This window comes from uncultured Chloroflexus sp. (assembly GCF_938091255.1).
Taxonomy (GTDB): domain Bacteria; phylum Chloroflexota; class Chloroflexia; order Chloroflexales; family Chloroflexaceae; genus Chloroflexus.
On sequence record NZ_CALLJH010000028.1, the window covers coordinates 137,773 to 161,751 of the forward strand.

The following is a 23,979-nucleotide window of genomic DNA, read 5'->3' on the forward strand; positions in this document are numbered from 1 at the left end:
GTACTACTTGGTTAAGACCAGATCTTCGCGCCCCATCTCTCGCAGCATGTTTGGGTACATCGTATACAAAGGCTCAACTGCCGGTAAGAGTTTCAAAATCTTTGGAATTGGCCCCTTAGCGATAATCTGACGTCGAGCCAGCGCCGTCATCAGATTGATCTTGCCATGCCAAAATTGATGCGCAATATCAGCCTTCATACTCATCTCGACGTCTGGTTTCAGGCTGACCTCACCCCAGAAGACATCACAGTATGCACCGGGTTGGGTTGGTGGATGCGCGGCATCGATCGTGACGACGCCATGCGGCTCTTCGTAACGAAACTGGATGACAATCCGGCCTTCACAAATCCGCGGCGCAATCTGCGCATCACACTTCACCCGATCATAAAGCGTGCCTAAAATGTACCGTAGTTCTTCCTCGTCTTTGAAGAATGGCATACTTCATCTCCTGCGCCATCAACCCAATGATGACGCACTGTCTTCGGCAAATCCTGTGAGTGTGATTATACGCGGTTCATGACCAGAACGCAAGATGAAATAACGCGTCGCGTTAGATTAGCTTCAACTATTACTATTCTGCGCCGTTTCGCCCAACCGGATCTCACTCGCGTGGATCCCGGCCAACCACGCCGCACCACTCATCGGACGCCGGCTAGCTGGCTGCACCTCAATAAGCTCTAGTGCGTCGCTGCCGGTTTGCACCAATGGATTACCACGCGCGCTGCGCCCAACCACCACCCCCGGCCTCGCCGCAGCCGCCGTTGCGCTCACCGCTGCGCTGATTACCCGCAACGGCTGGCCCTGCCAAAAGGTATAAGCTCCCGGCCACGGATCGTAGGCCCGCGTCATCCGCTCGATCACAATGGCCGGTAGTGACCAATCGATTCGCCCATCTTCTTTTTTGAGCATCTTGGTCACGGTTGCTTGACTGTGATCTTGCGGGCGCGGCTCGATCTCGCCGCGGGCATAACGAGGCAATGTCTTGATTAACAGTTCGGCTCCTAAGCGGAACAACTCATCGGTCAACGGGCCAGCCCGCGCTGTCGGCGGCAGATCGACTACGGCTTGCGCCAAAATGGGGCCGCTGTCCATGCCCGGATCGAGCAGCATAATCGTGACGCCGGTCACTGTCTCACCGGCTAAAATCGCACCGGCTACCGGGGTTGGGCCACGGTAGAGCGGGAGCAACGAGGGGTGGATATTAAGATAGCCGAGCGGCGGGATCGCTAACACTGCCCGTCGCAAGATCTCGCCATACGCCGCCACCACGCCAACATCAGGTTGCAACGCTGCCAGTGTGGCGACCACCGCCGGATCGCGCAACGTTTCGGGCTGGAATACCGGCAGGCCGTGGGCGAGCGCCGCTACTTTAACCGGCGGCGGCGTCAGCCGGCGATCACGTCCGGCTGGGCGATCAGGTTGGGTGACAACGCCAACAATATCATACCCGGCAGCCACCAAGGCGTCGAGCGCATGGACGGCAAATGATGGACTGCCTAAAAACAAAACTCGCATGATGCTACTCCTTGGTCACGCTTGCCCGCAACACGGCAAGCAGCGGCATATAGTATAATAGAGTTTGATATCTTTCAAAGCGAAGTCTGCAACCTTATGCGAGCAATTGTTTTTGATGGCGACCTGCGGTATAGCGCCGATTACCCTGAACCTGAACGCCCACCGGGAGAAGCGCTGATCCGTCCACGTCTGGTGGGTATATGTAATACCGATCTCGAAATCACACGCGGGTACATGAATTTTCGCGGCGTTCTAGGCCATGAATTCGTTGGCACTGTGATCGCGGCCGATAATCCATATTGGCACGGGCGGCGCGTCGTTGGCGAAATCAATGCCGCCTGCCGCCACTGCCCCACCTGCTTGCGCGGCAATGAAAGTCATTGCCCATACCGCACCACGCTTGGTATCGACCGGCGCGACGGCGCGATGGCCGATCTTTTTACTCTCCCCGAAGCGTGTTTGCACGAAGTGCCAGCCGGGGTGAGCGATGAGGCCGCTGTCTTCACCGAACCGCTGGCCGCTGCGTTGGAAATTGTGGAGCAGAGTCACATTCGCCCAACCGAACGAGTGGCTGTGGTGGGTGATGGTAAATTAGGCGCGATGATTGTTCAAGTGTTGCGGCTTACCGGTTGCGATTTGACGCTCATTGGCCGCCACCCTGAACGATGGGATCTCTACCGGCGGCAAGGCGTTACGTGCGTACCGAGCACTGATGTGCCACCACACCATTTTGATGTTGTGATTGATTGTACTGGCAACCCGGCTGGTTTGGCAATCGCTCGGCAACTAGTGCGCCCACGAGGGCGGCTAGTGCTCAAGAGCACGTTTGCCGCCGAAACCCACCTGAATCTGAGCATTCTGGTGGTTGACGAAGTGCAACTAATTGGCTCACGCTGTGGCCCGTTCGCCCCAGCGCTCCGCTTGCTCGAGCGCGGCTTGATCGAAACGCAACCCCTGATCAGCGCCCGTTATCCGCTTACCGCAGGGTTAGAGGCGTTTGCTGCTGCTCCCGGCCAACTTAAGGTTTTGCTCAGTGTCTGAAGATATTCATTTGCCGACGGTTCTGATTGCGGACGACGACCCGAACCTTCGCCTCTTTCTCGGCGAAACATTAGTTCGGGCCGGTTTTGCGGTCTTGTTCGCCGAAGATGGTCTCAAGCTCATTCAGCTAGCCCAAGAGCAGTTGCCCAATGTGATCTTGATCGATCTTATGCTACCCGTGATCGACGGCTATGAGGCTATTCGCCAGTTGCGTAACGATACCCGCACCGCCCATTTGCCGATCATCATCGTCACCGCCCGCACTAGTCCGACCGATGTCGTGATTGGCTTTGACACCGGCGCTGATGATTATGTCACCAAACCGTTCAATGCAGCCGAATTGATCGCCCGCATTCGCTCGTTGCTGCGCCGCACTACTCAGCGTTCAGTCCGTAATCCGCTCACCGGTCTGCCCGGTAATCTCCTGATTAGCGAAGAGATTCGCTATCGCCTCCAGCGCGGTGAGGCATTTACGCTGCTGTACATTGATTTGAATGATTTTAAGGCCTTTAACGATGCCTACGGCTTCGCCCGTGGCGATCAGGCGATCCGGCTCGTGGCCGAGATTTGTGAACAGGCGCAAAACCATTTTGCCAACCATGCGATCTTTCTTGGTCATATCGGCGGTGATGATTTCGTCGTGCTTTGCCCTACAGCAATTGCCGCCGATCTTGCCCGCTGGATCGTCCACCAATACGAACAAGCGTCCGGTGTGCTGTACAACGAAGCTGATCGCGCGCGTGGCTACTTGGTTGGGCATGACCGCGCTGGTAACCTCGCTCATATCCCGATCGGCGCTATCGCCATTGGTGGTGTATCGAGCACGCCTACCTCCACAGTTGACGAGTTATCGCGTGTTGCTGCGATGATGAAACACACTGCCAAAACGTTTGGCGGCAGCGCGATCGTAATCGATGGCACACGGTTGCGCTAATGCGAAGGTTTGGCACCGATTAGAGAACCGTTGCCTGTCAACAGTTCTCTGATCAGACAACCCCATGACCTCAAACCCTGTAAGCCATTCTTCTGGCTCACTTTGAGCAACCATAAAGTCAAACTCCTTCCTGCTCGCTTGAAATATCGTCAAAACTGCTTACAATAAGAGGCAATGTGGCGCAGGATGGCAAGGAGCTGGAACATGCAATGGCCTTGGCGACGGACGCGAACAGAGCGCATTATCGAACAAAGCGACGATCATCCTGAACAGCGCCGGCATGGACGCCACTGGCGCCGACTGTTGATTATACTGGCCTTGATTGGCATCGCGGTAAGCATCTTTTTGCTCCTTCGCCCCTCTGATCCGCGCTTTGTGATTGTAATTACTCCCTTTGCCGATCACGATAATCGCACCGGCTCCCAGATCGCCGGCGCGCTAGCGCGCCAACTCCGCGCCCAAGGGGGGAACCTCGTCCAAGTCATTACCAGCGCCACCCGCCCGACCAATAGCGCCGAAGCGTTGGCGCTGGCCCAGCAAAACAATGCCGATGTGTTAGTCTGGGGCACTGTCGAACCCGGCGGAATGATCGATAGTCCCAGCTTGCGGCCAGAATTGATCTATCTCCCCCACAATATTGATGTTTCGCAAGCATGGCAGAGCTTTGCCATTCGCTTCGCGCTCCCTAACCGATTTTCCTTGAGCACCGCGCCTATTAGTGGTCAAGCCGCCCTCGCGCCTTACCTGCTCGCCTTAGCTACCTATCACCACGGTGAAGCTGATTTGGCGATCGATCAGCTTCACCGCTTGCTTGACCTTCATCCGCAGTTGTCGCCGCTCTTGCCCCAATTGCTGCGCGGTAATCTGCTGTGGGCTCGTGGCTGGTACACCGCCGCCGCGACTGAGTATCAGACCGCGCTTACGCTCGCAGACGGCGAGCGGGCGTTGGTTGCTAACAATCTTGGCGCTATTTTGTTCGATACCCGCCATCCCGATGCGCCACGTTATTTCGCCGAAGCAATCGATCTGCTCGATGGCCGCGATCTCGGCCAATTGCGCGTCAATCTGGCGCTTTGGGCGTTGCGCGAACAGCGCGCGCGCGACGCCGTCTCTGACCTCGAACAAGCGCGCAATCTACTGCCGGCGCATCCCGATTTAGAACTTCTCATTGCTACTGCCTACCGCGAAAGTGGCCAACTCGACGATGCAGCAATGGCGCTCAACCAGCTTGCACCGGCCAAAACGGTGCTGCTGGCGCGCACACCCATCGCTATCCGCGCACCGGTTGAGACGCGCCTCAACGCGACCCTCACCGAAGAGCGCGCACTGATTCATCTGGAACGCTTGCTGCCGCTGGCTGGCCCGCTCTACTGGGCGCTGGAAACCGCCGATCCGTTGCCGCCTGCCGCCGAGCTGCGCAGTGTCCGTGACCAACTGCGCACCGCAACTGAGCTTAGCAACCGCTCGGTGAGTCTGTGGCGCCAACGAGCCGCCAGCGAAGCGGCCATCTTTCCCGGTACCGGCTTGATGGCCACCGGCCAAGCTGAGCAGAGTGAAGCAACCGCGCGCCGCCAGCGCTTTGCCCTTGCGTTGATTGATGCAGCGTTACAAGCGGTCGAAGGCCGCAATGCGCCCAACCCTGCCAGCCAGTTGATCGGAGCGCTCTTTGGTGCGGCAAGCCCGGCTAATCCAACCATTGAAACGCTCAGCCAACTGCGCGATCAACAACCTGATAATGTCGCGATCTTGCTCGCACTCGGTTTTGCCTTGCGGATTGATAAGCAGTTTGACCAAGCTGCGCAGACCTATCAACAGGTCATTGATCTCGCACCGCAGTTGCCTGATGGGTATGCCGGCATTGGCAAGGTAGCGTTGGCGCGCAACGACCGGGCCGGCGCCTTGGCGTTGTTTCGCGCTGCGTTGGAACGCAACAACCGTTTCTTTCCGGCCCATCTAGCGCTTGCCCGCCTCGCCGAAGGCGATGGCGATTGGCCGGCGGCGATCGACCATTGGCGCGCCCTTGTCGCTTGGCAAGAATCGCCGTACACGATCATTAATCTGAGTCGGACACTCCGGCGCAGCGGTGCAAGCGGATTCGCCGAAGCTGAACGCCTCCTCGTCCCTCTCGCTACGACCAACGCCGAGGCCGCCATCGAGCTGGCCCGGCTCTATAACGATGCCGGTCTGCCGGCTGAAGCCGCTGCGGTCTACCGCGACGCACTGATCCTCGAACCACGTTCGACCGTCGCCGCATTCGAGTTGGGCGAAACGTATATCAGATTGGGTGATCTGAATTCGGCTGAACGCATGCTGCGCAATGCGATTGAGTTTGATGATCGAAATCTCGATGCGCGCCTGAAGCTGGCCGAGTTGTACGAAGGCCCGCTTAACCAACCGAATCGCGCGATCGAGCAGTACCGGATTGCGCTGACCCAAGGCATCAATGACCTCAACCGGTTGATTGCTATTGGTCAAGCGGCCCTAGCCAGCAACACCGCGACAGTCGCGATTCAAGCGCTTGAGCGTGCGCTTACCCTGCAACCCGACTCGGTGACAGCCCGCCAATTGATCGCCCGCGCCTACTTTGCCGGCAACCGGCTTGATGCGGCGACGCAAGCAGCCCGTCGCACGCTTGAACAAACAGCGAATCGCGCTGATCCTGAAGCGATTGCTGCGCGCGCGAACGCTTGGCTGACGCTGGCCGATGTCGCGCGTCGCCGAAATGATCCGGCTGCAGCCGAAGAGGCCTATCGGCAGACGCTGGCGATTGATCCGCAATCGATCGCTGCTCATATCGGGTTAGGCGAACTGGCCGGCGGGCAAGGCAATTGGGGTGTTGCCCTTGCGTACTTTGAAACGGCGGCCAATTTGCCGGGTGGCGATACTAACGCAACGGCCCAGTTTTGGCTCGGCGAGGCGCTGCTGCGCAACGGTCAATTGGCCCGCGCCCTTGCTGCATACCAGCGCGCATTGGCCCTACAACCACAGTATCCGGAGGCGTTGCTGGGTATGGCCCAAACCCAATACGCGCTGGGCCACGCTGATGAAGCATTGCAAACGGTTGAACAGGCGATCCGGCAGCAGAGCAACTACGCTGAAGCCCACCTCTTTCGGGGCAAACTTCTGCAAGAGGCAGGCCGGTTCAGCGAAGCCCGCGCCGCTTACGATGCTTCCATCAGCGCCAACGATCGCATTGCCGAGAGTTTTTACCGGCGCGCACTCTTAGCCATTCGCGCCAACGATTACGACCAAGCTGTCCGTGATCTCAATCGGGCGGTGGCTCTCCAACCCAACTTTCCCGAAGCGCATTATTGGTTGGGCCGCGCCTACTATGCCCAAGGTCGCAACGCGAGTGCGCTGCAAGCAATCCAGCAGGCGATTACGTTGAATCCCGATTATAGCGAAGCCGTTTTCTACAGCGGTCTGATCGCTGAAGATCAGGCCAATTTCACTGCCGCCCGCGCCGCGTACCAGACCCTGATCGCTCGCGAACCAACTAGCGAATGGGGCCAACGCGCCCGCGCCCAACTCGAACGCCTGCCATGAATACGCTGCGCCAGTATCGGATTGCGTTGCAAATCTTCCAGTCGAATCGCCTCCGCCGCGATTACCGCGATCTGTCGGAAGTGCCAGAGTATGAGCCGCTCGGCGAGTTTTTCTTTAACGAAATGTACGGCCCGCGCGATTTTAGCCAACGCGACCAAGAGGGACGCCGGCTGCACCATTTTCTCGGCATCCTGCCCGGCGTCCGCCTCCGCGATCTGGAAGAGGTGCTAGAATTGCTCGAACTCACCTATCAGCTTGATGAGGATCTGGCCCAGTGGATGCTGGCCGCCGATATCGGCACCGACTTTGATGAGCTTACCTATGAATACTTTTACCGGCTGGCCGATAAGTATGACGAGCGCTTCCGCCAATTAACCCTCGTCAGAAGTTCGTTGTACAATGTCTTCCAGTTGTCGCGCTCACCTATCCTCGGCTTGGCCCTCCGCCGTTCCCACTTCGTCGCCCGCCTCGCCGGGATCGGTACCGTTCACACCTTCCTGTTGCGCGGTTACGAAGCGCTACAAAACGTTACCGCCATTGAACATTTCGCCGAGACGATCTACCAGCGCGAATTGGATCGGCTCAATCGTATTTATCAACGATGAATCCATTGTCTGAATTCTTGCCGGTGATGATCGTCGTACCCGGCCAAACCTTTCCGATGGGCACGCCGGCCCGTGAAACCAGCGAGCTTGCCCGGCGCTACGGCGGTACCCGCGAGAGTTACCACGAAGAGACGCCACAACACGACGTGACGCTGCCGGCATTTGCTATCGCTCAAACCCCGGTCAGCGCCACACTCTACGCCTTCGCTGTCACCGCCGGCGTTGTACCACCACCACCGATCTGGCGCGGCCCGATTCCGCCGCCAATGATGACCGATTTGCCGGTCACCGATATTAACTGGCACGAAGCGCAGGCGTTTTGCGTATGGCTGAATCGCCAAAACGATCTGGCTGTGCGCTTCATTGATGCTAGTGGTCAGCCGCTTCCATCGCCCTCCCTCCAATTTCGCCTTCCCACCGAAGCTGAATGGGAACACGCAGCACGCGGGACCGATGGTCGCCGCTTTCCATGGGGCGACGAGTTTTATCCCCATCTCGCAAACACCCGCGAGAGTGGACGTGCTGCACCCAATCCACCCGGTGCTTACCCTGATGGACGCAGCCCCTACGGGATTGAAGACATGGCTGGGAATGTTTGGGAGTGGACAGCTTCACTCGATCTGCCGTACCCCTACCGGCCTGATGACGGACGCGAAGACCTTCGTGCGCCGGGACGGCGGATTTTACGCGGCGGTTGTTATGCGAACCCACAGGGCTACGCACGCTGCGCGTGTCGTTTTCGCCTACAACCGACTATGCGCAACCAGTTTTTGGGGATGCGACTAGCGATGAGTATCGCGTGAAAACGCAAATGCGCACCGATGCCAAGGTATGGACGGCCTAACATGCTCGTGCCAATATTACTCTTTGCGTTCTTTGTACCTTTGCGTTGGCCCTCTTTGCATCTTTGCGTGTAACAAAGGAGAGATATCCAATGAGCCGACCCAGAGCACTCAAACTTGGCCGCAACGATCCTTGCTACTGTGGCAGTGGCCGTAAATACAAAGACTGTCATTTACGTAAAGAAGAAGAATGGCGCAGCCAGCAGTTGCGCTTGCGCAACGCCCAAGACAATTTGCTCCAGCGTATTTTGACCCTCGCAACCGAGGCAGACGCCGCCGATCTCCGCGCTGCGTTTGATCGCTATTGGAACGGACGTTATCAGTTTGAGCAGTTGGCCGAATTAAACGAACGCGAAGGGTACGGCGCCGACCGGTTTATGGTCTGGTTTGCGTTTGATTACCGCCAAGCCGATGGGCACACGTTGGTCGCGCGGCTAGCGGCGAATCTAGATCAGAGCAATCTCGGCGATCTTGAACGCCAATTATTGCCAGCGTGGGTTGATGTGCGGTTACGGCCCTATCGCGTCGAACGACTGCGGCCTAACGCCGGCGCCAATCTGCGCGACCTCTTAACCGGCGATCTTGTCATCTTGGCTGACAGCCACGCCTCGCTGCGCCTCGAACTCGATGAGGTGATCGTTGGCCATCTGGTGCCGGTTGATACGCCGATCGGCAGTAGCCAACCTAACTACTACCTCGCCGGCCCAGCCGCCCACCTCACGCCCGACACCGCCGAACCGCTGCGCGCGTTTGCCAATGTCCATCTAGAAGCGTTCCGCCAAGAATACCCCGAAGCTGACTGGCTCGATCTGCTACGGGATCGCTCAGAGATCTTTAGTCACTTTATCTTGATCTTACCGACCGATAAACCCGATCCTGAACGCCTGCAACGGTTCGTTGCCGAAACGCGGCAACAACTGCTCGGCGCCTAATACGCTACTCACCACTAATCTCGGCCAGCGGCAGCGTGACATGAAACGCGCTGCCGCGATCAAGTTCACTCTCCACCCAAATCGTTCCTTGATGCGCCAAGACCGCCAACCGGCAGAACGCTAATCCCAATCCGCTGCCTTCACTCCGCTGCCGGCCAGCTTGGCGAAACCGATCAAAGATATGGATCTGATCTTCCGACGGAATTCCCTGCCCTTGATCACGCACGACAATATGCGCTACCCGATCACCGGGGATGGTTACGATCAATTCATCTGAAACGATGATCTTCTGATCGGAGCCGTGGGCCGGTGCAACCTCTACCTCAATCGTGATGGTAGTTCTAGGTGGGCTGAATTTCAGTGCATTATCAAGCAGATTCTGCAATACTCGTGCAACAATAACACTGTCAGCATACAACATCGGCATTTGCGGATCGACTCGATGCAATACCTGCACTCCCTTCAACTGGGCTTGGATAGCAAACGGATCAATCACGCGCTCGATTAGAGTTTCAACCGGTACCGGCCCGCGATCAAGCGGCATTTGGCCGCTCTCAAGCCGCCCAATGTCGAGCATCGTATTCACCAAATTGAGCAATTGTCGGGCGCTGTTCTGACCAATGCGCACCGCCTGTTGCTGGCGTTCCGTCAACAGTTCGCCCAATTCACTCATCAACTGTTCGAAGGCCAGCATAATGCTGCTCAATGGCTGGCGCAGATCGTGAATCACCATGTGCGTTAAATCCGCCCGCAACAGCTCAGCTTTCTTGGCCGCCGTAATATCACGAATGGTCAGCAAGAACATCTGGGTATGGTCAGACGATAGATCACCCGCCTGAGTCAGTGTCCATGCGAAGATACCATCACTGCTCGCCAACTCACCCTGTGCATTAGCCATGGTGAGCGATCGTTGTAGCCGCATGATCGCAGCTTGATCGATCGAGCGCTGCGCCGCCCACTGCATCAACAGCTCGTCAAGCAACGTACCGCTGATGTGCTGCAACGGCGGTTCCCACGCTGTTGTGTGCGCCAACCGACAAAACGCCTCATTAGCGATAATCACCGATCCATCCGCAGCAAAGAGCAGTAAGCCATCTTCCACTGCTGCCATAGCTCGCGCCAGATTATCACGTCCGCGTCGCACCTCTTCCAACAAGCGCATACTCTCGATAGCAACCGCCGTTTGGCTAGCGTACAACAGCAATATTTCAACATCGGTCGAGTCGAGCGAGTGATCCCCACCAACGACAATCACTCCAATCATGCGCTGCGTGCCACGCAATGGGACCGCAATCGTCGTTGCCGAACGGAAGACAGGCTGCCGGTTGATAATTGCGCGCCGGGCGAGCGTGATCACGACATCGCGGTTCAATAAGCAGATGCCGATCGTGCGCTCGATCCGCAGCTCATCACGGTCTGCGTCAAATAGCACGATCTGCGCCCACTTGGCGCCCACAATCTCGATCATGCCCCGTGCCGTCATTTCCAATATTTGCGGCTGCGGTAATGACTGAGAATGGATCACCATTCCCAAGCCATTCAATGCAGTTAGGCGGGCAAGGCTCTGCTGTTGGCGATCCCGCAACAGTGCCATATCAATCGCTGCCCCGGCAATACTCGCGTAAATGCTCAAGACTTGGAGATCGGCGATCTCAGGCCGCTGCCCGCTCACCGGTTGATCAAGCAGCAACACTGCCCGCACTTCACGATTGGCAGCGCGCAAAAACGTGACGAGCAGATCATCAGCAGTCCACCTCGTCGCACCAAAATCGAGCCATTGCTCACCTGACGGTAACGGTAGATCAAACAACCTAGCAAATGTCTGGCTCCGGCGATTGAGCAAGAAACAATGCTCGCCAAATGACCACTCGTTTGCTAACACATCTAACCGGCTTGCCGAAAGATAGGAGCCGATCGAGAATTCATTAGCCAGCGCGCCGGTTGTTGCCACACACTCCAGCATCGCGTGGCTACTGTGCTCACGACGGTTTACAAAGAGTGCCGCACCGAGAAACTGCATTCGCTGACTGATGGTATCAACGATCAACTGGAAGAGTTGTTCTTGCGATGATGCACTGAGCAATTCACGATTGAGCGCCAGTACTGAAAGCAGATCGGCATTTCGTCGATCAAGATCGCGCACGTGTTGGATAATACTGGTCTCAACCTGTGCTAGTTGCTGTGAGCGATCGAGAACGAGACCGATCAGAGCCGTAACTGCCCTAATTTGCTCGATATCCTCTTCATTAAATGGCGCACCTCGCCGACGGTTGATGTACTGCAATGCAGCCCGCACCCCAGCAGGTGTCGTAAACGGTACGACGATCAGGTTATAACACGAGACACCAATAGTCTGATCAAGCGTATAACTACGGCGCGGATCTTGCACCGCATCGTTCACAATGATCGGTTGGCCAGAGGCAAATGATTGACCAATGAGGCCATGGGTAAGCGGTAGCCGAAATCCCAACAATTTGTGCGGTTGGGGGCCAGAGGCGTACTGAAAAACGAGCACTCGCTGCTGTTCATCAAACAGAAACAGACCTCCGCCAAGCACATCAAGTAAGCGACAACTCGTATCGAGAATGGCCTGCAACGTCCGATCTAGATCTACCACGTGCGCGCTAGCGGACACAATGTCTGCCCACGCTTCACGCCGCTCTTGCTCCTCCTGCACTGCGCGCCGCAGCAGGATCGGTCGCAGCAAGTAGCCAGCATAGTATGCTGCTTCATCTGCTAATTGCCGCTGCGCTTCACTGATCGCTTCGATTGCATTACTACACAGGTATACTGCACCTAGGGTTTCGCCGGCAAAGCGAATCGGGGAACCAACCCAGTACGTCGGCGCTGTTTCGGCAGTATTGTGATCAGGATGGGGGCGAACATTATAGTGTATACAATCGGTAAGATACGCCACCGAACTAATCGGCACACCACGCTTGATCACGACACTGCTGAGATCGGTATCAACCGACCAAAACCGCTGCTTGTCTGACATGGGCTGAGCACGATATTGTGCGATTAACTCAAGCCATGTACTACGCTTGAACGGAACGACTACCCCAAGATCGACCGGCGAACCCATCAGTTCACCGATTACTTGGCTAAGCTGTCGGCAAATCAGATCAGGATCGTCGCAGTCGCGCAGTACCTCTACCTCGAAACGCAAGCGTTGCCGCCAATGTTGGCGTTTAGAATGCTGTAATACTCGTTCATACCCAACACTGATCAATCGTTCAACCGCCTGCACCACCGCAGTTTCGGTGGCTGTTAGCTCAGCCGGTTGATGGATGAGCCAACCATACTGTTCGGTATTCCCTAACACTCGCACCGCCACTTCTGGATTACACGCCGGTTCACCTTGGCCGATCCACATCACCGACACCCGGTGCCGAGGCAACGCGATCTTGCAGACGGCGAGCGCCACGCGTTCCAGTTCGTCCAGTTGCTGTGCATTGGTAATCGCCGTGACAAGATGAAGCCACGTGGCGATATCAATCTGCGCAGGCTGCTCAATAAGCGAGTCTTCCTGATTAATCATAAACTCATTGTACCGCGTTCTGGCAATGAGAGGGGTGGATTGGGAAACTGCTATGTTCCCTCAGACGCTCCCTCCCGTTTCACTTGCGTGAGCAGGAGGGATGGCGTCTCAACTGTTCACAGACTCGGACAAAACGGTAGAGCAGGGGAGAAGCTACGCGCCTTCTGCAATGGAAACATGAGTAACGGGTAGGGTGATCCAGCTCACACCATCACTGGCGGCAGACTTTCCATTATCGCGTATTCACGCAAGATCGCAGCAACGTGCTCCAAATCTTCCAGAATAAAGTAGGTTTCATGCATTGCATACGCTGCGCCGGGTGTGTTAGCCACCCGCCGGATATCGAAAGGAACCCGCGGCGTATCCGGTGCAAATGCATGATCGAGTTCACCAATTGACGAAAGCAAACCGGCGCCAAACGCGCGCAGTTCGCCATCTTCACGAATGAAGCCGAACTCGATGCTATACCACCACAGCCGGGCAATCTCTAGTCGCTGCCGTTCGTCGCCGGCAAAGTAGAGCGGGCCAAACGCCTGCGCAATTTCGGCAAAGCGCTGATCGGTGAAGAAGGCCAGATGACCGATATACTCGTGAAACAAGTCTGGCATCGGCGTGAAATCCAGTTCATCCATGCGTCGAATGTAGTTGGTCACCGGGAAACGCCGCTCGGCAATATGCTCGAACCACTCGGTTGGATTGAGATACTCGTTCTGAGCATCGCACAACGTCCAACCGGTAAAGCTGGCTAACCGCTCGCTCACCTGCGCCGGATCGGGCAGACGTTCGAGATCGAGGTTGAGCTGGCGGAATCCTTCGCGGAACAGGCGGCAGGCGTACCGTTCAAGCCGGGGAACTTGGCGGGCACAGAGCGCTGCCCAGACCGCATGATCTTCTTCGGTATAGGCCGGCAAAGCGGGTGGGGCGATAGTTGACATTACAATACCTCCTTGTATTGCATGCTGTCTATAATGGAACGAATGGCCGGCGCCACTAAAACCGGCCATTCGCTATACCCGCTAGAAGAAGCCCAACTCTTCACGCGCCTCTTCTGACATCATTGATGGATTCCAGAAGGGCGTCCAGACAAGGTTAATCTTGACATTTTCCAGCTCTTTGTAGACCTCGCTCAACGCCATAACCTCCCGCTGCGCCTGTTGCAGAATTTGCGGCCCAGCCGGGCAGGCTGGCGTCGTCAGCGTCATATCGATATCGACCGTCTTCCCGCCGTCGAGAATATCGATCCGGTAGACCAAACCGAGATTCACCACATCAAGGCCAATCTCAGGATCAACAACATTCTTCAGTGCAGCACGCACCATCTCTTCAGTAATCATACGATCCCTCTTTCTTAACTGTGCGTTGATACTTGCATGATACCATACACGGCGGGATGTGACGAGTTTATCACCCGCGTGATCCCAGTCTGATCACGCTTCACTAAGCGAGCAACCGTATGATTGACATTCTGGCAGGCAACCCGCTCCTTCTCCTCTTTACCGTATCGGCGATCGGCTACCTCATCGGGCGCATCCGCATCGGCGGCGTAAGTCTCGGTGTGGCTGCCGTACTCTTCGTTGGGCTAGCTTTCGGCGCCATCGACCAACGGCTACGGCTGCCCGATATTATCTACTTGCTGGGCCTTGTCATCTTTGTCTACACCGTCGGTCTTAGCAGTGGCCCCGGTTTCATCAATTCGCTCCGCCGACGTGGGTTGCGCAACAACCTGTTTATTGGCGGTGTACTCCTCGCAGCCGCTGGGATTGCCCTCGCGATCCGCACCATCCTTGGTCTCAATGGCGCTCAAACTGCCGGTTTGTTCGCTGGCAGCTTAACGAACACCCCGGCGCTAGCGGCGGTGATTGAACAGCTTACCCAACTCGGCGCCGACGAAGCGCTTCGCGCCGAGCCAGTCGTTGGCTATTCAGTGGCCTACCCGATTGGTGTGCTCGGCATGATTCTCGCTGTCTATCTCACCCGCCGGCTCTGGCAGGTTGATTTCGAGCGCGAAGCCCAACAATTGCGCGAACTCGGCACCGTCGGTGAGCATTTGGTTAACCGCACCATCCGCGTGACTAACCCAGCAGTGGCTGGTCAGACGATCGCCGAATTGGTGCAGCAGAACAAGTGGAATGTGATCTTTAGCCGGTGGCAACACAATGGTCAGACCGAACTTGCTACCAGCACGACCCAATTGCATCCCGGCGATCTCATCAATATTGTCGGCTCACCTGAAGCGGTTGAGCGGGTTACCACAGTTTTGGGCGAACCGAATCCTGAACAGCTCGAACTCGACCGGCATACCCTTGACTTCCGCCGCATCTTTGTCTCAAACCCAGAGGTGGTAGGCGTACCATTGCGTGACTTGCACCTACCTTCCACAATGGGAGCAGTCATTACGCGCATTCGCCGAGGTGATGCTGAACTCTTGCCGCACGGTGACACGACGCTTGAACTTGGCGACCGCGTGCGCGTCGTTACCCAGCGCGACAATATGGAGCGCGTGACCCATTTCTTCGGCGACTCGTACCGCTCGCTGGCTGAGGTTGACGTGGTCTCGCTAGGGCTAGGTATGGCGCTCGGCATGCTGGTTGGCCTGATTCCCTTCCCACTGCCCGGCGGCGGCAGCTTCTCGCTTGGGTTGGCCGGCGGGCCGCTGATTGTTGCTCTCTTTTTGGGTTGGCGCGGACGCACCGGCCCGATCGTCTGGAGCCTTCCGTATAGCGCTAATTTGACTTTACGTCAAGTTGGCATGACCCTCTTCCTCGCCGGTGTTGGTACCCGCTCCGGCTACAGCTTTGTCACGACCCTCACTCAAGGCAACGGCCTCTTGCTCTTCCTCGGCGGCGCGCTCATCACTATTCCAGTGGCATTTGCCACTCTCTTTATCGGCTACAAGCTGCTCAACATCCCATTTAGCCTGCTGGCCGGCATGCTCGCCGGCTTGCAAACCCAACCGGCGGTGCTCGCCTTTGCCAACGAACAAACCGGGAACGAAGCGCCTAATATTGGCTACGCGATGGTCTATCCTACCGCGACCATTGCCAAGATCATTCTGGCCCAGCTTTTGGTTGGCGTTGGGTGATCGGGTTAGGGGCCGTGGTAAAATAACGGTAATTCTTCTTCCAAAGCTGCCCTCGCTGCGGTAGCCTAAGGACGGCGAGGACAGCTTTTGTCATTGTGAGAGTGTGGCTGGACAATGGGACATTGCCTAGTCCACCCGCAGCAATCTCCATTGAGTGCGCCAACCATCTTCCTCAAAAGTGTCTTGTCCGCAATCGCGCTTGCTTGACAACTTTCTTGATATAAGGTATCATTTTGACGCTGTCGCCTATAGCGGCATTTCTTTTCGCCCGAAATAATTAATACCTTGTATCACTATGAGCCAACACCAGTCCCCATCTCGACCCTTACCAGTGACGGTGCTCTCTGGCTTTCTCGGTAGCGGCAAGACCACCCTGCTTAATCACGTACTCGCTAATCGCGCCGGCCTGCGCGTTGCAGTCATTGTCAATGATATGAGCGAAGTCAACATCGACGCACAGTTGGTGCGCACCGGCGCAGCAACCCTGAGCCGTACCGAAGAGCGGCTCGTCGAGCTGACCAATGGCTGTATCTGCTGCACCCTACGCGAAGACCTCTTAGTTGAAGTAGCCCGACTAGCGCGGGAAGGTCGTTTCGACTATCTGTTGATCGAGTCAACCGGCATTGCTGAACCGCTGCCGATCGCCGAGACCTTCACCTTTCCCAGCCCTGATGGTACGTCACTCGGCGAGATGGCCCGTCTCGATACGATGGTAACGGTCGTCGATGCCTACAATTTTCCCCGCGATCTGCTTTCACTCGATGAATTGCGTGATCGTGACCTAGCGAGTGGTGACGAAGATGATCGCACTGTCGTCGATCTGCTGATCGAACAGGTTGAATTCGCCGACGTGATTGTACTCAACAAGATCGATCTGGTCGCTGCCGACGATCTCGACCGGCTGGAAGCGCTCTTGCACAAACTCAACCCGGAAGCGCGCATTATTCGTAGCACGTTCGGCCAAGTACCGCTCGATCAGATTCTCAACACCGGTCTCTTCAGCTTCGAGCGAGCAGCGCAGATGCCGGGTTGGTTGAAAGAACTGCGCGGCGAGCATACCCCCGAGACGGAAGAATACGGTATCAGTAGCTTTGTTTTTCGCGCTCGTCGTCCTTTCCATCCCCAACGTCTCTGGGATCTCTTGCACGACGAATGGCCCGGTGTGTTGCGCTCGAAAGGCATCTTTTGGCTGGCAACCCGGATGAACCAGTGCGGCCTTTGGTCACAGGCCGGCGCTGCCTGCCGGATCGAGCCGGGTGGCTGGTGGTGGGCAGCGAGCGATGAGCAGCCGGATGATCCGACCGAGCAGGCAGCACTTGCTGCGATTTGGGACGAGCAATGGGGTGATCGTCGCCAAGAGCTGGTTGTGATTGGGCAAGAGATGGATGAAGCCGCCTTGCGCGCACGACTCGCAGCCTGCTTACTCACCGACGAGGAAATGGCGCTTGGCCCGGCTGGTTGGGTGGCTTTCCCGGATCCGTTTGGTAGTTGGGACGTTACGTTTGCGTTCGATGACGAAATGGCATAATACACTCCAATGGTTGTTGCCGTTTTTGCACGTTTTCTCTATCGAAAGGAAGGGCACTAGCGTATGAAAGTCGCCTATATCTTCGCTACATCCGGCCACACTGCTAGTTACAAACTTGGCAAGATGATCCTGCCGCAGCTTGAAGCCGGCACCCATGGTGCGCAGGTCATTGGTATGTTTTTCTTTGATGACAACACGTATCTGCTTCGGGCGGGCGACCCGATGGGTGAGCGGTTGGCAAAAGTGGCTGCCGAGCAAGGCATCTTGCTGATGATGTGCGATCAGTGTGCGCTCGAGCGCGGGCTTGCGGTCGGTGAGCCGGGCAATTGTCAAACGACCGGTACAGTGGCCGGTGTGCAAGTTGGTTGCTTCCCCGATCTTTATGCAGCACTGGCCGGTAATCCGCCCGATCAGGTGATCACGTTATAGGAAAGGCGTAGAGCGAGCAAAGGTGCGACAATAGTTGAACGTAAAGGCGCCAAGAACGCCAAGAGTGCGAAGATTTTGCGGTGGCCCCGCCAAGCGCGCTTGAGCCACCTCTTACCCAACTCGCTGCGCCCGTTGCGTTCTTTGTGCCTTTACCCTTCGCTACGGAGGTTTTATGTCACGTCGCTGCGATCTGACTGGTCGAGCACCTTCATTTGGTCACAATGTCTCCTTCTCGAAACGCCGCACCAATCGGCGCTGGCTACCCAACGTTCAAGAGCACCGGATTTGGGTACCAGAAGAACAGCGCTTTGTGCGTCTCAAATTGTCGGCGGCTGCCTTGCGTGAAATCGAGCGCAAAGGTCTCCTTCAGGCCCTTCGCGATCGCGGGCTGACCCTCCGCGACGTTGAACGTCGTAAATAATATGGCTCTCGACTGGCTTATTATCGGTGGCGGCATCCATGGCGTTCACCTTGCGCTTGTCCTGCGCGAACGGTGCGGGGTTGCCGCCGAACGCATCAGGATCGTTGATCCGCACGATCGACTGCTAGCACGTTGGGAAGCCTGCACAGCCGCGTGTGGCATGCAATATCTGCGCTCGACGATGGTGCATCACCTTGCGCCCGACCCCTACGATCTGCTCCGCTTTGCCCAGCGTAGTAACGCCGAACCGCACCATTTTCATGGTCGTTACCAGCGACCTTCGCTTGCCATCTTCAACGCCCACAGCCAAACCCTCATCGAGCAGCACCGTCTCGCCGACATCACCCTACGTGGCCGCGTATGCGGATTACGCCGGCATGCCAACGACTGGCAGGTTGAAACCGATCACGGTACGCTTGTAGCGCACAACGTTATCCTAGCCTTGAGTATCGGCGAACAACTACGCTGGCCAGCATGGGCGCACACGGCCCGCGCTACCGGTGCGCCGATCTATCACCTCTACGAACCTAGCTTCGACCGTCGTTGCATCACTCCGGGAAGCACGGTTGCGATTATTGGTGGCGGTATCAGCGCTGGTCATGCGGCACTCACCTTCAGCCAAACCGCCAACGTTACGCTTGTGATGCGCCGACCAATTCAGATTGCACCTTTCGATAGCCCACCGGGCTGGATGGGGCCAAAAGAGTTGCGTCGGTTCCATGCCGAACCTGACCCTAGCCGACGCCGGGCAATGATTGCCGGCGCCCGTTTGCCGGGCACAATGCCGGTAGAGTTGGCACAAGCCGTAACGAGCGCTGCACAGCAACAGCGGTTACGGATCATGATCGACGAGGTATCCGCAGTGATATACCGCGATGGTGCGTTCACACTCTCGCTTAACCAGCAATCACTGACGGTAGATACGATCATTCTCGCCACCGGCTTCCTTCCCCAACGGCCCGGCCAGCCGTGGCTCGACGAAACGATTGCGACAGTCGGGCTACCAATTGCTGCGTGCGGCTACCCGATCGTTGGTCCCGATCTGCAGTGGGCGCCGGGCTTGTACGTCACCGGCCCCCTTGCCGAACTAGAGATTGGCCCGGTAGCGCGTAACATTATTGGTGCGCGTCACGCTGGTGAACGTTTAGCTCGTGGGGTGCGGTAGCGTAACGGCATATGAGAAGGAAACGCTATGATGCGTAGATGCAAGGATAGACGGTGAAAAAACATATCAGTGTTTTTGCGTCTCAGTATCTTTGCGTTTATTATCCTTTCTGTCGTTGCCATCGCTGTGGCACGTAAATACCATTGTGCAGCACAAACTCGCCATCGGCCACTGCTCTAGCTTGCAGCTCCCTGATACGCATTTCAAGCAACTCGATCACAATATCAAGTACACGCAAGGTGACCAGTATGCGAAAAAAGTAGTATAGTGGAAAGATAGCGATCCCCAAAAGAAACAATGTAGCTATACCAATCATCAAACCCCTGAATTCATCACCAAGCATCTGCTCAGCAAGACCAAGCAGAGCACGTACCTCTTCTTGGGTAAAGAGCAGTGCTACCAATCCAAATAGGCTGAACGTAGCGACAATCGAAGCCACAGTTTGCGATTGCACGCCAAGACTGGCCTGCTTGCGTTGAGCCATTCCTTGTAGATAGTTGATCTGATCAAGCCGCAGATCGCTAATCCTATCCTTGACTTGTTCAATAACTCGAAACACGATCTGATCAAATGAAGGAACGAAAGTTTCTCGCTCTCTATTAACTGGCCAATCGAGTACAAAGAAAAAAATATATGATCTTAGCGAGGAAAGCCAAACTATGATAGTTGTGATAGACAAACTAATCGTATTGGATAGCACTATCCACGAAATAACCAATCTCATTATATCTAGCTGTTCAAAAAACAAACTGTTTATGAACCACTGAGCAGTACCAAATCCACTTGGATACAAACTGATTAGACAAATTTGTCTCAAACGCACTCGTATTTTTGCTGATTTTACACAATCAATCAAGAGTGCAGGCAAGATTATGACGATACTTAGTGACACAAAGAAAGCGATTACAACAAGCAAAAAATTCCGTAATTTATTCGGATATATTGCCAGAAAAGGAAAGTCTATCTGTAATGGCCACAGCAATACTATCAAGGAAAGCAAAAAAAAGACAATCATTCCAACCACCATCACTTGCTCAAACACATGCCACCAATAAGCGGGTTTACGTATTAGCGAGAATTGCGCCTCACTGTAAATCTGCTGGACAGCGCGTAACACATCGGCTTGCAGCTTTTCAAAGATCTGTTCCATATAAAGACCTAGACTTCGTATCAGTTTGACGACCTGATATTATAACACCAAATAACCTGTCATCTCACTCCTGATCTTGGTAATTTTTAAACCATCTGTGATATAACAAGCAGCGTTTCTTCCTGAGAGATATAGATATGCGAAAGGATATGCCATGCGTCGCCTTGCACCCATCGTATTCCTGATTGCGATGCTGATCAGCGCATGTGGCAACTAAGCCACTTCCACTTCGCAAACGTTTCAGTATCCAACGCAGTCAATCAACATTACGGCACCAGCGTCACCCGGCGGCGGCTGGGATAGCACGGCCCGCGCAATGCAAGCTGCGCTGTCAGCCACTACTGGTCAGACGGTGCAGGTTTACAATGTCAGTGGCGCTGGCGGCACCATCGGTCTCGCCCAATTCGTCAACGAGGCAAAGGGTAAGCCGCACGAGCTGATGGTTGGCGGATTGGTGATGGTTGGTGCAATTCAAACCAACAAAGCACCGGTTAGCTTGTCACAGGTGACACCAATTGCCCTCCTAACCGCCGAATCTGAAGCGATCGTCGTGCCTGCCGACTCGAAATATCAAACGCTCCAAGAACTGATCACCGACTTTAAGGCTAACCCGACTGCTATCGTATGGGGCGGTGGTTCAGCCGGTGGCACCGATCATATTTTGGTAGGCCTCATTGCGAAAACTGTTGGCGTTGCTCCGAACCAAGTCAACTATATTGCCTATTCGGGTGGTGGTGAGGCAACCGCAGCGATCCTCTCTGGTGCAGTGACGGCAGGCGTCTCTGGAGTGTCCGAGTTCGCCGAGCAGGTGGCCGCTGGCACGATGCGCATGCTGGCTGTTTCGAGTGAACAGCGCATAGAAGGCGTTGGTGCGCCAACCTTGAAAGAAGCCGGCGTCGATGTGGCGCTGATGAATTGGCGCGCTGTCTTTGGCGCACCTGACCTCACAGCCGAACAACGTGCCGCCATCATCGCTACATTTGCAAAGATGCATGCCAGCAAAGAGTGGCAAGATGCGCTCGCCAAAAATGGCTGGAGCGATTTCTTCCGCACCGGTGATGAGTTCAATTCGTTTTTAAATAACGAGATGACGCGCATTGGCGGAGTGTTGCGCGATCTCGGATTAGTGCAATGAATCATCGAGCACGTACTTTGCTCACCCTGCGGTTAGCAGCATTAGCAATACTGGGTCTGGGAGGGATGATCCTTGCTCAGACCCCATCTATTAGTCAAAGCGCCGGTTTTACAGTGGTCGGGCCGCGTGTCTTCCCGATCATCGTTGGTACCGGCTGTCTCTTCTTCGGCACACTGTTTTTTCTGCGTGCCACTGTGATCCCAGATCGGGCATTGATTGAAGACATCATTGCCGAAGAACAGCGCACCGACTGGTCAACAACTCTGTTGTTGTTGGGTATACTCATCACCTATGCAGCAATACTGTCGCCGTTGGGCTATGTGATCGCGACTACTCTCTTTTTCCCCTTAAGTAGCCGTGTGCTCGGTAGTCCACGACTGCGTCGCGATACACTGGTCGGGTTAGTCATCAGTGTCGTGATCTATGTAACCTTCACCCGTCTGCTTGGAGTTCGCTTGCCTGCCGGTCTGCTAGGCGCTCTATTGTAGGGACGGATAGTGGATGTTATCAGCCATTTCCGGTTTTGCCAACGTATTAACGCCACAGTACCTTCTGTTGGCTGCAATTGGCGTAACTATCGGTACTGCGATTGGGGTCTTGCCCGGCATTGGCCCGGTATTGACCGTCACATTGCTGCTGCCGCTCACCTATAACTTTGATCCAACCGGCGCTCTCATTATGTTTGCTGGGATTTACTACGGCGGCATGGACGGTGGCTCAACAACATCGATTTTGTTGAACACGCCGGGCGAATCGGCATCAGTAGCAACCACCTTCGAAGGCTTCGCAATGGCAAAATCAGGCCGAGCTGGTGCAGCATTGGCTACTGCGGCCGTTGGTTCGTTTGTCGCCGGCACTCTCTCGCCAATCCTGTTGACGTTTGTCGCACCACTGTTGGCCCGAGTTGCACTCCTCTTCCAACCTGCTGATTACTTTGCGCTGACCGTCTTGGCATTTGTTAGTGTCACTGCGCTGGTCGGATCATCGGTGATCCGCGGTATGATCAGTCTCTTCATCGGCCTCTTCTTTGGACTGATTGGAATCGATATCTTGTCTGGACAGGTACGGATGACCTTCGGGATCGTCGAACTACTCGATGGCATTGATGTCGTGGTTGTGGCGGTTGGATTGTTTGCCGTCGGTGAGGCGCTATATGTCGCGTCCCAACTACGTCATTCTAAAGAAGAGATTCTTAGTGTGCGCTCATCGATCTGGATGAACTGTGAAGAGTGGCAGCGTTCGTGGCCGGCATGGCTGCGTGGCGCATTGATCGGTTTCTCACTAGGAGCCTTGCCGGCAGGCGGTGCTGAAATCCCAACGTTTCTCAGTTATACCATAGAAAAGCGCCTCTCAAAGCACAAAGAAGAGTGGGGACATGGCGCTATTGAAGGTGTTGCTGGCCCTGAAGCCGCCAATAATGCTGCTTTTTCTGGTGTATTAGTACCACTTCTTACCCTTAGTCTACCTACTTCAGCTACGGCAGCTATCTTACTCGCATCTTTTCAGATCTACAACTTGCAACCGGGTCCATTGCTGTTTCAAAAAGCGCCTGATCTTGTATGGACACTTGTCGCCAGCTTGTATATTGGGAATATGATGCTGTTGATCCTTAACTTACCGTTGATCCGGATATGGGTTAAGATACTAACCATCCCGCGTCCACTGCTCTACAGCGAGATTCTGGTATTTGGCACGCTAGGCGTCTATAGCATGGCCAATAGCTTTATCGATGTGTTGCTGATGTACGCAATTGGTGTCATCGGTTTCTTCATGCGTCGTTTCCAATTACCGGTAGGGCCGGCCATTCTCAGCTTGATTTTGCTGCCGTTAGCTGAAGCCCAATTCCGCCGCGCACTTGCGATTAGCCAAGGCGATCTGAGTGTATTTGTGCCCCGACCGCTCTCGCTGGGATTGTTATTGGCAGCGCTTGCCGCACTCGTGCTGCCCTATCTGCCCGCGCTGGCAGCCCGGCTCACGGGCAAGCAAACTGGCCCCAGACGGCTTGTGTTTGGTAAAGGCGACGAGGACTGAAACGCAAAGACGGAGAGACTGCACAGGCGCGACGATGGTTGAACGCAAACGCGCAGAGAGCGCCAAGATTTTGAGGTGGCCC

20 protein-coding genes are annotated in these 23,979 nt (G+C 55.6%); 14 read left to right on the forward strand and 6 right to left on the reverse strand.

All coding sequences use genetic code 11. The features are described 5' to 3' along the window. Positions 1 to 3: 3 nt before the first annotated feature. Both Q1A00_RS10690 and fmt read right to left on the reverse strand, forming a co-directional pair. The gene (locus tag Q1A00_RS10690) at positions 4 to 438 is read right to left on the reverse strand and encodes a hypothetical protein (protein ID WP_298403598.1); all 435 of its coding nucleotides are present in this window, start codon (positions 436 to 438) and stop codon (positions 4 to 6) included. Positions 439 to 561: 123 nt separating this feature from the next. Continuing rightward, complete coding sequence (fmt, locus tag Q1A00_RS10695) at positions 562 to 1,515, reverse strand: methionyl-tRNA formyltransferase (RefSeq protein WP_298403600.1); 954 nt, start codon at positions 1,513 to 1,515, stop codon at positions 562 to 564. A gap of 96 nt (positions 1,516 to 1,611) precedes the next feature. On the opposite strand from fmt, the gene Q1A00_RS10700 reads away from it, so the two are divergent. From Q1A00_RS10700 to Q1A00_RS10725, 6 genes are all read left to right on the forward strand, one after another. Continuing rightward, positions 1,612 to 2,556, forward strand: coding sequence for an alcohol dehydrogenase catalytic domain-containing protein (locus Q1A00_RS10700; RefSeq protein WP_298403602.1), 945 nt, complete (start codon positions 1,612 to 1,614; stop codon positions 2,554 to 2,556). After that, a complete protein-coding gene (locus Q1A00_RS10705; protein ID WP_298482969.1) occupies positions 2,549 to 3,490 on the forward strand; it encodes a response regulator in 942 nt (313 codons plus the stop codon). Before Q1A00_RS10700 ends, Q1A00_RS10705 begins: the two co-directional genes overlap by 8 nt. Positions 3,491 to 3,694: 204 nt before the next feature. Next, positions 3,695 to 7,036, forward strand: a complete 3,342-nt coding sequence (locus tag Q1A00_RS10710) for a tetratricopeptide repeat protein (protein WP_298403607.1) — start codon at positions 3,695 to 3,697, stop codon at positions 7,034 to 7,036. Next, entirely contained in the window at positions 7,033 to 7,641 is a 609-nt protein-coding gene (locus Q1A00_RS10715) for a hypothetical protein (protein WP_298403610.1), read from the forward strand. The genes Q1A00_RS10710 and Q1A00_RS10715 overlap by 4 nt, the downstream gene beginning before the upstream one ends. Further along, positions 7,638 to 8,444 (forward strand): formylglycine-generating enzyme family protein, encoded by an 807-nt coding sequence (locus tag Q1A00_RS10720; protein WP_299756700.1) that lies wholly within the window; start codon positions 7,638 to 7,640, stop codon positions 8,442 to 8,444. The genes Q1A00_RS10715 and Q1A00_RS10720 overlap by 4 nt, the downstream gene beginning before the upstream one ends. Before the next feature lie 131 nt (positions 8,445 to 8,575). Then, positions 8,576 to 9,415 (forward strand): YecA family protein, encoded by an 840-nt coding sequence (locus Q1A00_RS10725; RefSeq protein ID WP_298403615.1) that lies wholly within the window; start codon positions 8,576 to 8,578, stop codon positions 9,413 to 9,415. A 4-nt stretch (positions 9,416 to 9,419) separates the two neighbouring features. On the opposite strand, the gene Q1A00_RS10730 is transcribed toward Q1A00_RS10725, so the two are convergent. From Q1A00_RS10730 to Q1A00_RS10740, 3 genes are all read right to left on the reverse strand, one after another. After that, positions 9,420 to 12,956, reverse strand: a complete 3,537-nt coding sequence (locus Q1A00_RS10730) for a GAF domain-containing protein (RefSeq protein WP_299756704.1) — start codon at positions 12,954 to 12,956, stop codon at positions 9,420 to 9,422. Between the two features lie 203 nt (positions 12,957 to 13,159). Further along, positions 13,160 to 13,891, reverse strand: coding sequence for an amino acid hydroxylase (locus tag Q1A00_RS10735; protein ID WP_298403619.1), 732 nt, complete (start codon positions 13,889 to 13,891; stop codon positions 13,160 to 13,162). Positions 13,892 to 13,972: 81 nt separating this feature from the next. Then, positions 13,973 to 14,290, reverse strand: coding sequence for a metal-sulfur cluster assembly factor (locus tag Q1A00_RS10740; RefSeq protein ID WP_298403621.1), 318 nt, complete (start codon positions 14,288 to 14,290; stop codon positions 13,973 to 13,975). A gap of 119 nt (positions 14,291 to 14,409) precedes the next feature. Between Q1A00_RS10740 and Q1A00_RS10745 the strand changes: the two genes are divergently transcribed. The 5 genes from Q1A00_RS10745 to Q1A00_RS10765 all read left to right on the forward strand — a co-directional run bounded on the left by Q1A00_RS10745 (position 14,410) and on the right by Q1A00_RS10765 (position 19,581). Beyond that, a complete protein-coding gene (locus Q1A00_RS10745) occupies positions 14,410 to 16,038 on the forward strand; it encodes an aspartate:alanine exchanger family transporter (RefSeq protein WP_298403623.1) in 1,629 nt (542 codons plus the stop codon). 295 nt (positions 16,039 to 16,333) lie between these two features. Beyond that, on the forward strand, positions 16,334 to 17,566 hold the full coding sequence (zigA, locus tag Q1A00_RS10750) for a zinc metallochaperone GTPase ZigA (RefSeq protein ID WP_298403626.1): 1,233 nt from the start codon (positions 16,334 to 16,336) through the stop codon (positions 17,564 to 17,566). A 63-nt stretch (positions 17,567 to 17,629) separates the two neighbouring features. Beyond that, entirely contained in the window at positions 17,630 to 17,995 is a 366-nt protein-coding gene (locus Q1A00_RS10755; RefSeq protein ID WP_298403629.1) for a SaoD/DsrE family protein, read from the forward strand. A 172-nt stretch (positions 17,996 to 18,167) separates the two neighbouring features. After that, positions 18,168 to 18,416, forward strand: a complete 249-nt coding sequence (rpmB, locus tag Q1A00_RS10760) for a 50S ribosomal protein L28 (protein WP_298403632.1) — start codon at positions 18,168 to 18,170, stop codon at positions 18,414 to 18,416. 1 nt (position 18,417) lies between these two features. Next, on the forward strand, positions 18,418 to 19,581 hold the full coding sequence (locus tag Q1A00_RS10765; protein ID WP_298403633.1) for an FAD/NAD(P)-binding protein: 1,164 nt from the start codon (positions 18,418 to 18,420) through the stop codon (positions 19,579 to 19,581). Positions 19,582 to 19,681: 100 nt separating this feature from the next. On the opposite strand, the gene Q1A00_RS10770 is transcribed toward Q1A00_RS10765, so the two are convergent. Continuing rightward, entirely contained in the window at positions 19,682 to 20,731 is a 1,050-nt protein-coding gene (locus Q1A00_RS10770; protein ID WP_298403635.1) for a hypothetical protein, read from the reverse strand. A 316-nt stretch (positions 20,732 to 21,047) separates the two neighbouring features. Between Q1A00_RS10770 and Q1A00_RS10775 the strand changes: the two genes are divergently transcribed. The 3 genes from Q1A00_RS10775 to Q1A00_RS10785 are packed head-to-tail and all read left to right on the forward strand — an operon-like array spanning position 21,048 to position 23,897. Next, positions 21,048 to 21,866, forward strand: coding sequence for a tripartite tricarboxylate transporter substrate binding protein (locus Q1A00_RS10775; RefSeq protein ID WP_299756711.1), 819 nt, complete (start codon positions 21,048 to 21,050; stop codon positions 21,864 to 21,866). Further along, a complete protein-coding gene (locus Q1A00_RS10780) occupies positions 21,863 to 22,354 on the forward strand; it encodes a tripartite tricarboxylate transporter TctB family protein (RefSeq protein ID WP_298403640.1) in 492 nt (163 codons plus the stop codon). Before Q1A00_RS10775 ends, Q1A00_RS10780 begins: the two co-directional genes overlap by 4 nt. Before the next feature lie 13 nt (positions 22,355 to 22,367). Beyond that, complete coding sequence (locus tag Q1A00_RS10785) at positions 22,368 to 23,897, forward strand: tripartite tricarboxylate transporter permease (protein ID WP_299756714.1); 1,530 nt, start codon at positions 22,368 to 22,370, stop codon at positions 23,895 to 23,897. The last annotated feature ends 82 nt before the right edge of the window (positions 23,898 to 23,979 follow it).

What these genes read in the sequence shown, in the direction of transcription:
- Q1A00_RS10690 (WP_298403598.1), bottom strand. Translation starts at nt 438, where the DNA reads ATGCCATTCTTCAAAGACGAGGAAGAACTACGGTACATTTTAGGCACG.
- fmt (WP_298403600.1), bottom strand. Translation starts at nt 1,515, where the DNA reads ATGCGAGTTTTGTTTTTAGGCAGTCCATCATTTGCCGTCCATGCGCTC.
- Q1A00_RS10700 (WP_298403602.1), top strand. Translation starts at nt 1,612, where the DNA reads ATGCGAGCAATTGTTTTTGATGGCGACCTGCGGTATAGCGCCGATTAC.
- Q1A00_RS10710 (WP_298403607.1), top strand. Translation starts at nt 3,695, where the DNA reads ATGCAATGGCCTTGGCGACGGACGCGAACAGAGCGCATTATCGAACAA.
- Q1A00_RS10715 (WP_298403610.1), top strand. Translation starts at nt 7,033, where the DNA reads ATGAATACGCTGCGCCAGTATCGGATTGCGTTGCAAATCTTCCAGTCG.
- Q1A00_RS10720 (WP_299756700.1), top strand. Translation starts at nt 7,638, where the DNA reads ATGAATCCATTGTCTGAATTCTTGCCGGTGATGATCGTCGTACCCGGC.
- Q1A00_RS10725 (WP_298403615.1), top strand. Translation starts at nt 8,576, where the DNA reads ATGAGCCGACCCAGAGCACTCAAACTTGGCCGCAACGATCCTTGCTAC.
- Q1A00_RS10730 (WP_299756704.1), bottom strand. Translation starts at nt 12,956, where the DNA reads ATGATTAATCAGGAAGACTCGCTTATTGAGCAGCCTGCGCAGATTGAT.
- Q1A00_RS10735 (WP_298403619.1), bottom strand. Translation starts at nt 13,891, where the DNA reads ATGTCAACTATCGCCCCACCCGCTTTGCCGGCCTATACCGAAGAAGAT.
- Q1A00_RS10740 (WP_298403621.1), bottom strand. Translation starts at nt 14,290, where the DNA reads ATGATTACTGAAGAGATGGTGCGTGCTGCACTGAAGAATGTTGTTGAT.
- Q1A00_RS10745 (WP_298403623.1), top strand. Translation starts at nt 14,410, where the DNA reads ATGATTGACATTCTGGCAGGCAACCCGCTCCTTCTCCTCTTTACCGTA.
- zigA (WP_298403626.1), top strand. Translation starts at nt 16,334, where the DNA reads ATGAGCCAACACCAGTCCCCATCTCGACCCTTACCAGTGACGGTGCTC.
- Q1A00_RS10755 (WP_298403629.1), top strand. Translation starts at nt 17,630, where the DNA reads ATGAAAGTCGCCTATATCTTCGCTACATCCGGCCACACTGCTAGTTAC.
- rpmB (WP_298403632.1), top strand. Translation starts at nt 18,168, where the DNA reads ATGTCACGTCGCTGCGATCTGACTGGTCGAGCACCTTCATTTGGTCAC.
- Q1A00_RS10765 (WP_298403633.1), top strand. Translation starts at nt 18,418, where the DNA reads ATGGCTCTCGACTGGCTTATTATCGGTGGCGGCATCCATGGCGTTCAC.
- Q1A00_RS10770 (WP_298403635.1), bottom strand. Translation starts at nt 20,731, where the DNA reads ATGGAACAGATCTTTGAAAAGCTGCAAGCCGATGTGTTACGCGCTGTC.
- Q1A00_RS10775 (WP_299756711.1), top strand. Translation starts at nt 21,048, where the DNA reads ATGCAAGCTGCGCTGTCAGCCACTACTGGTCAGACGGTGCAGGTTTAC.
- Q1A00_RS10780 (WP_298403640.1), top strand. Translation starts at nt 21,863, where the DNA reads ATGAATCATCGAGCACGTACTTTGCTCACCCTGCGGTTAGCAGCATTA.
- Q1A00_RS10785 (WP_299756714.1), top strand. Translation starts at nt 22,368, where the DNA reads ATGTTATCAGCCATTTCCGGTTTTGCCAACGTATTAACGCCACAGTAC.